The sequence below is a fragment of the Streptomyces sp. NPDC000983 genome (genome assembly GCF_040299205.1).
Taxonomy (GTDB): domain Bacteria; phylum Actinomycetota; class Actinomycetes; order Streptomycetales; family Streptomycetaceae; genus Streptomyces.
The window spans coordinates 96,391-106,809 of the sequence record NZ_JBEPBM010000029.1 but is presented as its reverse complement, the minus strand read 5'-3'; the positions used below and the strand labels follow the sequence as shown (position 1 = coordinate 106,809).

Genomic DNA, 10,419 nt, shown 5'->3' with positions numbered 1-10,419 from the left:
CACCGTCTCGCCCGCCTTCGGGCCGCCCCACTCGCCCGCCGTCAGCCACATGCCGCTGCGCGCGAACACCTCACGCTCGTGCGCGAAGTAGATCTGGGGGAGTTCGATGTTCTCGCGGGCGATGTACTGCCAGACGTCGAGTTCGGTCCAGTTGGAGAGGGGGAAGACGCGGACGTGTTCGCCGGGGGCGTGGCGGCCGTTGTAGAGGTTCCACAGTTCGGGGCGCTGGCGGCGGGGGTCCCACTGGGAGAACTCGTCGCGCAGGGAGAAGACGCGTTCCTTGGCGCGGGCCTTCTCCTCGTCGCGGCGTCCGCCGCCGAAGACGGCGTCGAAGCGTTCGGCCTGGATCTTCTCCGTCAGCGGGAGGGTCTGGAGGGGGTTGCGGGTGCCGTCGGGGCGTTCCTTGAGGGTGCCGCGGTCGATGTAGTCCTGGACGGAGGCGATGTGCAGGCGCAGTTGGTGGCGGGCGACGGCGCGGTCGCGGTAGTCGAGGACCTCGGGGAAGTTGTGTCCGGTGTCGACGTGCAGGAGCGTGAAGGGGACCGGGGCGGGGGCGAACGCCTTCAGGGCGAGGTGGAGCATGACGATGGAGTCCTTGCCGCCGGAGAAGAGGATCATCGGCCGTTCGAACTCGCCCGCCACCTCGCGGAAGATGTGCACCGCCTCGGACTCCAACGAGTCCAGATGCGAGAGCGCGGAACTCACACCAGCCCCCGCTCCGCCAGCAGCGCGTACACCGCGTCCGCCGACTCGTCCGGGCTCTGCTCCTGGGTCCGCAGCACCAGATCCGGGTCCACCGGCGGCTCGTACGGATCGTCGACGCCGGTCAGCCCGGCCAGTTGGCCCGCGGCCTGCCGGGCGTACAGGCCCTTGACGTCACGCTCGCTGCACACCTCGACCGGGGTGGCCACATGCACCTCGAAGTACGGCGCACCGCTCCTCAGATGCCGCCCGCGCACGGCCTCGCGGCTTTCGGCGTAGGGCGCGATCACGGGCACCACGGACAGCACCCCGTTGCGGGCCAGCACCTCGGAGACCAGCCCGATGCGCTGCACGTTGGTGTTGCGGTCCTCCTTGGAGAAGCCGAGCCCCGCGGAGAGGAACCGGCGTATCTCGTCGCCGTCGAGGACCTCGACGCGATGTCCCCCGGCCTTCAGCCGGTCACCGAGCAGGCGGGCGATCGTCGTCTTGCCCGCGCTCGGCAGCCCGGTGAGCCAGATGGTGGCTCCCTGAGCCCTTGCCGTCGTGGTCATGCGCAACAGTCCTCTGTTTTCTTACCTGGCCTACAACGCGACGCACGCTAGGTGAGAAATCTGAGAAGAGTGACGGAGGAGGCTGAGGGTTCTCTGAGTGGCCCGGGTTGTGAGGGGCATCACAAGGGCCCGCGTCGAGGGTCACGCGGAGGGATGAGGCACCGGGATCACGCTGCCGGGCCAGGCACCGGGACCAGGCACCCGGACCAGGCACCGGGGCCGGGCACCCGGACCAGGCATCGGGATCACGCCGAGGGATCGGGCGCCGTCAGTCCCGCGAACGCCGCCCCCGCGTCCCTCAGCCGCTCGTGCAGCGCCCGGAACACCGCGGCCGAACGCGCGCCCGGCCAGTCCTCGGGGAGCAGCCGGGCGGGCAGCCCGGGGTCGACGTAGGGGAGGTGGCGCCAGGAGTCCAGGGCGAGGAGATAGTCGCGGTACGCCTCCTCGGCGGGGGTGTCCGCGCGCCGCTCCCAGTCGTGCAGCACGGGCGCGTGACGGTCGAGGAACGCCTCGTGCTCCTTGGCGACGGCGGCCAGGTCCCACCAGCGGTCGACGGCCTCCACGGTCGGCGCGAAGCCGAGGTGCTCGCCGCGGAAGAAGTCCACGTACGCCTCCAGCCGCAGCCGCGCCAGGGTGTGCCGGGTCTCCTCGTACAGCCGCGCGGGAGCGATCCACACGCCGGGCGCGGCCGTCCCGAAGCCCAGGCCCGCCAGCCGGGAGCGCAGGACGTGCCGCTTCTGCCGCTCCGACTCCGGCACGGAGAACACCGCGAGCACCCAGCCCTCGTCCTCGGGAGGTGCGGTGGCGTAGACGCGCCGGTCGCCGTCGTCGAGCAACTGGCGTGCGTCGGGGGACAGTTCGTAGCCGGCCGCGCCCTGCTCGGTGCGGGCCGGCACGAGCAGTCCGCGTCTCTTCAGCCGGGACACCGACGAACGCACGGACGGAGCGTCCACGCCGACCGCGGCCAGCAGCCGGATCAGCTCGGCGACGGGCACCGGGCCGGGCACATGGCGGCCGTAGGCGCCGTAGAGCGTGACGATCAGAGACCGCGGAGCATGCTGGTCGGACACGTTGATCATCTTAGGTCGTCGGCGTCACTGCCGGTCACCCCCGGCGTCGGCCGCCAGCCGCAGCTTGAACCGCTGGAGCTTGCCGGTCGCGGTGCGCGGCAGGGCGTCCAGGAACACGATCTCGCGCGGGCACTTGTAGGGCGCCAACTCCTGCTTCACGAAGGCGCGCAGCACCTCCGCGTCCCGCCGGGCGCCCGGTCTGAGCACCGTGAACGCCAGCACGACCTGGCCGCGCGCCGCGTCGGGGCGGCCCACGACCGCGGTCTCCAGCACGTCCGGGTGGCGCAGCAGCGCCTCCTCGACCTCGGGGCCGGCGATGTTGTACCCGGCCGAGATGATCATGTCGTCCGCGCGGGCGACGTACCGGAAGTAGCCGTCACTCTCCCGGACGTAGGTGTCACCGGTGATGTTCCAGCCGCCGCGGACGTACTCGCGCTGCCGGGGGTCGGCGAGATAGCGGCAGCCGACCGGGCCGCGCACCGCGAGCAGCCCCGGCTGCCCGTCGGGCCTCTCCCGGCCCTCGGCGTCGACCACGCGCGCCTGCCAGCCCGGCACCGGCACCCCGGTCGTGCCGGGCCGGATGTGCTCGTCGGCGGCGGAGACGAAGATGTGCAGCAGCTCGGTGGCGCCGATGCCGTTGATGATGCCGAGCCCGGTCCGCTCCCGCCAGGCGTGCCAGGTGGCCGCGGGCAGGTTCTCCCCGGCCGAGACGCAGCGGCGCAGGCTGGAGACGTCGTGCCCGTCCAGCTCGTCGAGCATCGCGCGGTAGGCGGTCGGCGCGGTGAACAGCACGGTCACCCGGTGCTCGGCGATCGACGGCAACAGCTGCCGGGGACCGGCCTGTTCGAGCAGCAGGGCGCTGGCCCCGGCGCGCAGCGGGAAGACGACGAGCCCGCCGAGCCCGAAGGTGAAGCCGAGCGGCGGACTCCCCGCGAAGACGTCGTCGGCCTCCGGTCGCAGCACGTACCGGGAGAAGGTGTCGGCCACCGCCAGCACGTCCCGGTGGAAGTGCATGCACCCCTTGGGCCGTCCGGTGGTCCCCGAGGTGAACGCGATCAGCGCCACGTCGTCGCAGGCGGTGCCCACCGCGGTGTACGGGGTGCCGGGCGCGGTCCGGTTCAGCAGGTCGTCCGGGGCGTCACCGCCGTAGGTGGCGATCCGCAGCCCGGGCGTCTCCGCCTTGACCAGGTCGTCCACCGCGCGGATGTCGCACAGGGCGTGGCTCACCTCGGCCATCTCGCAGATCGTGCGCAGCTCGTGCGGGCGCTGCTGGGCCAGCACGGTCACCGCGACCGCGCCCGCCTTCAGCACCGCCAGCCAGCAGGCCGCGAGCCAGGGGCCGGTCGGGCCGCGCAGCAGCACCCGGTTGCCCGGGACGACCCCGAGGTCGCCGGTGAGCAGATGCGCCAGCCGGTCGACCCGGGCGCGCAGCTCGCCGTAGCTCCAGATGCCTGCGGCCGTGCGGAACGCGGGGCGGTCGTCCGGCGGGCCGGTGAGCAGCTCCTCGGCGCAGTTCAGCCGTTCGGGGTAGTGCAGCTCCGGCAGGTCGAAGCTGAGTTCGGGCCACTCCTCGGACGGTGGGAGATGGTCGCGCGTGAAGGTGTCGCGATGCGCCGAGAGGTACATGCGTTGCGCCCCCTATGCCTCGTGGGCTTCCTAGGGCCTGTCGTCTCGCCCGACGAGCGTATCGTGTTGGTGACGGCAGTCAACTGTGCGCGATACCGTCGGGGAGTGGCTCCGCGGCCGCCCCGGACGGGCGCGGGGAGAGAGGACGGCGATGCCCGCATTCTCACTCGAACCGGAACAGCTCGCCTGGTGTGCCGAACTGCGGCGACTGGCCGCCGAGAGGCTCGCCCCGCTCGCCGAGAAGGGCGAGCCGGGCCGGGTCAACCGCCCGCTCGTCGCCGAACTGGGCCGCCTCGGCCTGCTGCCCCGGCTGTTCACCTCCGGCGCCCTGGACCTGTGCCTGATGCGGGAGTCCCTCGCCCACGCCTGTACGGAGGCGGAGACCGCGCTCGCACTCCAGGGCCTGGGCGCCCACCCCGTGCACGCCCACGGCACCCCGGCCCAGCGCGAGCGCTGGCTGCCCGGGGTCGGCGCGGGCACGCTGGTCGCCGCGTTCGCGCTCAGCGAGCCCGGGGCGGGCTCCGACGCGGCGGCCCTCGCCCTGGCCGCCGAACCCGACGGCACGGACGGCACCGGCGGCTGGCGGCTCACCGGCGAGAAGGCGTGGATCTCCAACGCCCCCGAGGCCGACTTCTACACCGTCTTCGCCCGCACCACCCCCGGCGCCGGCGCCCGCGGGGTGACCGCGTTCCTGGTCCCCGCCGACCGCTCCGGGCTCACCGGTGCCCCCCTGGACATGCTCTCCCCGCACCCCATCGGCACCCTCGACTTCGACGCGGTCCCGGTGACCGCCGCCGACGTCCTCGGCGAACCCGACCGGGGCTTCCGGGTCGCCATGGGCACCCTGAACCTGTTCCGCCCGAGCGTCGGCGCCTTCGCCGTCGGCATGGCCCGGGCCGCCCTGGACGCCACCCTCGTCCACACCGGCCGACGGGACGCGTTCGGCGGCAAGCTGAAGGACCTCCAGACCGTCGCCCACGAGGTCGCCGAGATGGCCCTGCGCGTCGAGGCGGCCCGGCTGATGGTCCACGCGGCGGCGACGGCGTACGACGAGGGCGCCCCGGACGTCCCGCTGCGCTCGGCGATGGCGAAACTCCTCGCCACCGAGACCGCCCAGTACGTCGTCGACCGCGCCGTACAACTCCACGGGGCCCGTGCCCTGCGCCGCGGCCATCCGCTGGAGCACCTCTACCGCGAGGTCCGCGCCCCGCGTGTCTACGAAGGTGCGAGCGAGGTCCAACGGGGCATCATCGCGAAGGAGTTGTACGCCGCACTGGAGGCCGGCACATGAACCCTGAAGGCCCGCACACGACCCTGAAGGCGGCCCGCGCATGCTCCTTGAAGGCCCGCACATGACCCCGGAGGCCCGCACATGACCGTGGAGCGAGTGGACCCGCCGGAACTGTCCCCGGCCACGGGTTTCTCCCACGCGGTGGTCGCCACCGGCGGGCGACTGGTATTCCTGGCGGGCCAGACGGCCCTGGACGAGGACGGGAAGATCGTGGGCGACACCCTCCCGGAACAGTTCGAGAGGGCGCTGGCCAACCTGCTCACCGCCCTGCGCGCGGCCGGCGGCACCCCGGCCGAGCTGGCCCGGGTCACGGTCTACGCCACGGACATCGCGCGGTACCGGGCCGACGCGCCCCAACTGGGCCGCATCTGGCGGCGACTGGCCGGCCGGGACTACCCGGCGATGGCGGTCGTGGAGGTCGTACGACTCTGGGACGAACCGGCGATGGTGGAACTGGACGGCTTCGCGGTACTGCCGTAACTCGCTATCTAAGTAAGGGAGTTCAGGCAGCCGTCGTCAGCCCGCTCACCACCGCCCGATGCGGCGTCACGACCCGCCCGTCGGGCAGCAGCTCACCGGAGTCGTCGAAGACGATCGTGCCGTCGCACAGCAGACTCCACCCCTGCTCCGGGTGGGCGGCGACGACCCGGGGAGCGTGCGTGCCGGGGAGGGAACACGAAGACCGGTGGGCACCCATGGCGCACCTCCACGTTGAGGATTGTTCCGATGGACCGACCATGCTCCTGCCGTGAACGAACCGCCACGGGCCAGCCGTGAGCGTGACAACACGGGGACAACTCCCTGACGTTCCGCGGACGCCCGACGCCAACTCGCCACCGAAGGAGTGACGATCACACGCGCGGGCGGGCCCGCCCGGTACTGGTGGAGGCCCCGAGTCCCGTTCCTCCGGAAGGTTTCCCGTGCCCGTTCGCACCTCCCTCGGCGTCGCCCTCGGCTCCGCCCTGCTTCTCCTCCTCGCCACCCCCGCCGGCGCCACTTCCCACGAGACGGTCACCGTGGACCCCACGGGCAGGATCGCCGCCGACGGCACGATCACCCTCTCCGGCACCTACCGCTGCACCGGGGGTGCGGGCCCGGTCTTCGTCAGCTCCTCGGTCGGCGCGGCGGATTCCTCCGTCCGCCACGGGCTCGGCGGCACCCCGGCCCGCTGCGACGGCATGGAGCACCGCTGGGAGAACACCGGCAGGCCGGGCGGGGGCGCCTTCGAGCCGGGCCGGGTCCGGGTCGAGGCGACCGTCATGGAACTGGACTCCAGCGCGGGCCTGCCGCTGCCGGCCATCCACGCGACCGGTCAGCAGGACGTCACCCTCGTCGAGGGCTGACAGTGGCCGGGCCGGAGGGGTGCACACCCCTCCGGCCCGGACCGCTCAGAGCCGGTCGAGGAGGTCGCGCAGCTGCTCGACCTCGGCGGACTGCCCCTTCACGACGGCGGCGGCGAGCCTCTTGGCGTCGGCGTTCTCGCCGTCCCGGCGCAGGTCCTCGGCCATCGCGATCGCACCGTCGTGGTGCTCGATCATCATCTCGGCGAAGGCCCGGTCGAACGCGGCGCCCTTGAGCCCCTTCAACTCCGCCATGTCCGAGGCGGACATCATCCCGTCACCGCCGTGCCCCGAGCCGTGCCCCGAGCCGTGGTCCATGCCCGGCATCGACGCGGCCGAGGTCGGCTGCTTCCAGCTCTTCAGCCAGCCCCGCATCGTCTCGATCTCGGGGTCCTGGGCCCGCTCGATCTTCCCGGCGAGTTCCTCGACCTCCGGGTCCGCGGCCCGCCCGTCGGCCAGCTCGGCCATCTCCAGGGCCTGTTCGTGATGCGGGATCATCATCTGCGCGAAGGCGACGTCCGCGTCGTTGAAGCCGCCGTCCGGAGCCGGTGCCGACGCCGAGCCGCCGTGGTCCATTCCGGCCGCGCCCTCGTGGGATTCGCCCCCACAGGCGGAGACGAGAAGGACCCCGGCGACGAGACCGGCGGCCACAAGGCCGCGCTTGACTGTATTCATGGTGATACTCACCTTTTCGTGTCGGTTCGTTCTTGCTTCGCAGGCATGCCGAGTCACGGGCTCGCGCCCGTGGTGGATTTCGGCCTATTGCCGCAGAACCGACAGCAGGGTGAGAGTGGGGCCGCGCGGCGGGGGCCGGGGTCTCGGCACCGCGGCGACCTGCGCGAGCAGCCGCGCCGCCCCGTCCGGATGCCGGCCGAACGCAGACCTCAGCAGCGCGCCGAGCACCCAGCCACCGAGAAGCACGGCCACACACAGCGAGGCCATGTCCATCGGCAGAGAGGGCTCATGAGTGGACGCCCCCTCCGCGGGGTGCTCCATCGGTGCCGTGTGCGAGACGCCCCCCGCCCCGGAGTGCGAGGAGTCCTCGGGGTGCCCCAGGGTGTGCATCACGAACACCCCGAGCGCGAGCACGACGACGAGCAGGAGCTGCCCGAGGGCACCTCCCGCTCGCACACGTCCGCTCACCCGCACGCGGCGACCCTACCGAACGGGCCTCAGATGTCCCGGAAGATCTCGATCTGCGCGCCGATCGAGTTCAGGCGCTCCGCGAGGTCCTCGTAGCCGCGGTTGATGACGTACACGTTGCGGAGCACCGACGTGCCCTCGGCCGCCATCATCGCCAGCAGGACGACCACTGCGGGGCGCAGGGCCGGCGGGCACATCATCTCCGCGGCGCGCCAGCGGGTGGGGCCCTCCACCAGGACCCGGTGCGGGTCGAGGAGCTGGAGGCGGCCGCCGAGGCGGTTGAGGTCGGTGAGGTAGATCGCGCGGTTGTCGTAGACCCAGTCGTGGATGAGGGTCTTGCCCGAGGCGACGGCGGCGATCGCCGCGAAGAAGGGGACGTTGTCGATGTTCAGGCCCGGGAAGGGCATGGGGTGGATCTTGTCGATCGGGGCTTCGAGCTTGGAGGGGCGGACGGTGAGGTCCACCAGGCGGGTACGGCCGTTGTCGGCGACGTACTCGGGGGTGCGGTCGTGGTCGAGGCCCATCTCCTCCAGGACCGCCAGCTCGATCTCCAGGAACTCGATGGGCACCCGGCGCACCGTCAGCTCCGACTCCGTGACCACGGCGGCGGCCAGCAGGCTCATCGCCTCGACCGGGTCCTCGGAGGGGGAGTAGTCGACGTCCACGTCGATGGTCGGCACGCCGTGCACGGTCAGCGTGGTGGTGCCGATGCCCTCGACCCGCACGCCCAGGGCCTCCAGGAAGAAGCACAGGTCCTGGACCATGTAGTTGGAGGAGGCGTTGCGGATGACCGTGACGCCGTCGTGCCGGGCGGCGGCCAGCAGCGCGTTCTCGGTGACGGTGTCCCCGCGCTCGGTCAGCACGATCGGGCGGTCGGGCGTGATCGCGCGGTCCACCTGGGCGTGGTAGAGGCCCTCGGTCGCCGCGATGTCCAGGCCGAACCGGCGCAGCGCGATCATGTGCGGCTCGATGGTGCGCGTGCCGAGGTCGCAGCCGCCGGCGTAGGGCAGCTTGAAGCTGTCCACGCGGTGCAGCAGCGGGCCGAGGAACATGATGATGGAGCGGGTGCGGACGGCGGCCTCGGCGTCGATGGCGTCGATGTCCAGCTCGGCCGGCGGCACCAGTTCCAGGTCGGTGCCGTCGTTGATCCAGCGGGTGCGCACGCCGATGGACTGGAGGACCTCCAGCAGGCGGTAGACCTCCTCGATGCGGGCGACCCGGCGCAGCACCGTGCGCCCCTTGTTGAGCAGGGAGGCGCACAGCAGTGCGACACAGGCGTTCTTGCTCGTCTTGACGTCGATCGCGCCGGACAGCCGGCGGCCGCCCACCACCCTCAGATGCATCGGACCCGCGTAGCCCAGCGAGACGATTTCGCTGTCCAGGGCCTCACCGATCCGGGCGATCATCTCAAGGCTGATGTTCTGGTTGCCGCGCTCGATCCGGTTGACGGCGCTCTGGGAGGTGCCGAGCGCCTCGGCCAGCTGCGTCTGTGTCCAGCCACGGTGTTGCCGGGCGTCACGGATGAGCTTGCCGATGCGTACGAGGTAGTCGTCTGCCATGGGGTTGAGGCTATCTCAGATATGAGATGGCGCCTCTTGAGGGGTCCGTTCGGGTGATGCCCCGTCAACGCCGCTTGGCGGTACGGGTACGACGCCATCCGAAAGGTCCGGGCAAATCCATTGATGTCGTACGACGTCCGGTGCTGCTGTGGGTGCGCTTCGGTCCGTGCTTGCCGCCGGTGGTGATGGACCAGGAGCGCTTGTTGATGTTCAGCCGGACCCCGGGAAGGATGCGGAAACTCTTGCGGAAGGTGAGGGGCATCGGTTCCTCCTGTCGCGGTTCGTGCGCCCGTGGCGCCGATGCTCCCCGCTTACCCCGAGCGGCCGAACTGATGGCAGAACTCGACCGGTTCGTCGAAGGCGACCGTCGGCACCGGGTCGCCGGTGACCACGTAGGCATGCCGCGACGCCTCCCCGTCGGCCGTCCGCAGCTCCAGCGTCCCCGGCTCCGGGCAGCGCCAGGTCAGCCGGGTGACGTGCTCCCCGAGGACGGTCGCCAGCTTGCTCCAGCCCTGGCCGTTGGCGCGCAGTTCGAGCTCCGAGGACTCCATCACGCCGTAGTCCATCGGGATGCTGCTCCAGTGGCCGAGGAGCGCCTCGTCCAGTCCGGTCCGCCGGTCGGCGGCGTCCTGTTCGGCGGTGGAGAGCCGGGTGGCCAGCTCCGGCCCGCCGAGGTCCACCACGCGTCTGCCGTGCAGGATGACGCCGAGGTCGCGCAGTTCGACGCCGACGTAGGGGATGCCGTCCCGCGCCACGGGGTGGACGTGCACCGTGCGTACGTCGAGCCGTTCGGGGAAGCTCCCGAGGTGGGCGCAGACCGCGTGCCGGAGCGCGGCGAAGAGTTCGGGCAGGTGGCCGGCGGTCCAGGCGGCGCGGGCCAGGTCGGCGTCGCCGAGCAGGGGTGAGCGCAGGGGGGCGCGCCCGGGACTCAGGGTCGTCCACGTGTTCGTCGGCAGCGGGACCCAGCGGGTCCAGCCCCTGGCGTGCCGGTGGAAATCGCCTCGCTTCATGGTCGGAGAAGGACATCACAGGGAGGCCGGGCATGACCATCCCGGCCCCATGTACTAGAGTTATCTCGACATCGAGATATCTGCCGAGGCGTACCGCAGCCGCCAGGCTAGTAAGGGTTACCTAACT

The 10,419-nt window shown here is 71.8% G+C and carries 13 protein-coding genes; 3 read left to right on the top strand and 10 right to left on the bottom strand.

The window, feature by feature from the left end:
• The 4 genes from cysD to ABT296_RS28170 form a co-directional block, all read right to left on the bottom strand.
• The coding region (cysD, locus tag ABT296_RS28185) for a sulfate adenylyltransferase subunit CysD (protein WP_351931466.1) at positions 1-705 on the bottom strand (705 nt) is incomplete at its 3' end.
• Positions 702-1,253 (bottom strand): adenylyl-sulfate kinase, encoded by a 552-nt coding sequence (gene cysC, locus ABT296_RS28180; protein ID WP_351931465.1) that lies wholly within the window; start codon positions 1,251-1,253, stop codon positions 702-704. The genes cysC and cysD, both read right to left, overlap by 4 nt.
• A 245-nt stretch (positions 1,254-1,498) precedes the next feature.
• Complete coding sequence (locus tag ABT296_RS28175; protein WP_351931464.1) at positions 1,499-2,332, bottom strand: PaaX family transcriptional regulator; 834 nt, start codon at positions 2,330-2,332, stop codon at positions 1,499-1,501.
• Between the two features lie 15 nt (positions 2,333-2,347).
• The gene (locus tag ABT296_RS28170) at positions 2,348-3,949 is read right to left on the bottom strand and encodes an AMP-binding protein (RefSeq protein ID WP_502977344.1); all 1,602 of its coding nucleotides are present in this window, start codon (positions 3,947-3,949) and stop codon (positions 2,348-2,350) included.
• Positions 3,950-4,100: 151 nt separating this feature from the next.
• On the opposite strand from ABT296_RS28170, the gene ABT296_RS28165 reads away from it, so the two are divergent.
• Positions 4,101-5,240, top strand: a complete 1,140-nt coding sequence (locus ABT296_RS28165; protein WP_351931463.1) for an acyl-CoA dehydrogenase family protein — start codon at positions 4,101-4,103, stop codon at positions 5,238-5,240.
• Between the two features lie 81 nt (positions 5,241-5,321).
• The gene (locus ABT296_RS28160; RefSeq protein WP_351931462.1) at positions 5,322-5,720 is read left to right on the top strand and encodes a RidA family protein; all 399 of its coding nucleotides are present in this window, start codon (positions 5,322-5,324) and stop codon (positions 5,718-5,720) included.
• A gap of 22 nt (positions 5,721-5,742) precedes the next feature.
• Here the strand turns inward: ABT296_RS28160 and ABT296_RS28155 are convergent, their stop codons facing one another.
• On the bottom strand, positions 5,743-5,937 hold the full coding sequence (locus tag ABT296_RS28155) for a DUF5999 family protein (RefSeq protein ID WP_351931461.1): 195 nt from the start codon (positions 5,935-5,937) through the stop codon (positions 5,743-5,745).
• 223 nt (positions 5,938-6,160) lie between these two features.
• Here ABT296_RS28155 and ABT296_RS28150 point away from each other — a divergent pair, with 223 nt between their 5' ends.
• The gene (locus ABT296_RS28150) at positions 6,161-6,583 is read left to right on the top strand and encodes a DUF6299 family protein (protein ID WP_351931460.1); all 423 of its coding nucleotides are present in this window, start codon (positions 6,161-6,163) and stop codon (positions 6,581-6,583) included.
• A gap of 45 nt (positions 6,584-6,628) precedes the next feature.
• Here the strand turns inward: ABT296_RS28150 and ABT296_RS28145 are convergent, their stop codons facing one another.
• The 5 genes from ABT296_RS28145 to ABT296_RS28125 form a co-directional block, all read right to left on the bottom strand.
• Positions 6,629-7,255: a DUF305 domain-containing protein gene (locus ABT296_RS28145; protein WP_351931459.1), complete on the bottom strand. Its 627-nt coding sequence runs from the start codon at positions 7,253-7,255 to the stop codon at positions 6,629-6,631.
• Between the two features lie 84 nt (positions 7,256-7,339).
• A complete protein-coding gene (locus ABT296_RS28140) occupies positions 7,340-7,711 on the bottom strand; it encodes a DUF6153 family protein (RefSeq protein ID WP_351931458.1) in 372 nt (123 codons plus the stop codon).
• A gap of 41 nt (positions 7,712-7,752) precedes the next feature.
• Positions 7,753-9,282 carry a helix-turn-helix domain-containing protein gene (locus tag ABT296_RS28135; protein WP_351931457.1) on the bottom strand — a complete coding sequence of 510 codons (1,530 nt, stop codon included), beginning with the start codon at positions 9,280-9,282 and terminating at the stop codon, positions 7,753-7,755.
• A gap of 64 nt (positions 9,283-9,346) precedes the next feature.
• Positions 9,347-9,544, bottom strand: a complete 198-nt coding sequence (locus ABT296_RS28130) for a DUF4236 domain-containing protein (RefSeq protein ID WP_351931456.1) — start codon at positions 9,542-9,544, stop codon at positions 9,347-9,349.
• Positions 9,545-9,593: 49 nt separating this feature from the next.
• Positions 9,594-10,292, bottom strand: a complete 699-nt coding sequence (locus ABT296_RS28125; protein WP_351931455.1) for a hypothetical protein — start codon at positions 10,290-10,292, stop codon at positions 9,594-9,596.
• Positions 10,293-10,419 lie beyond the last annotated feature (127 nt).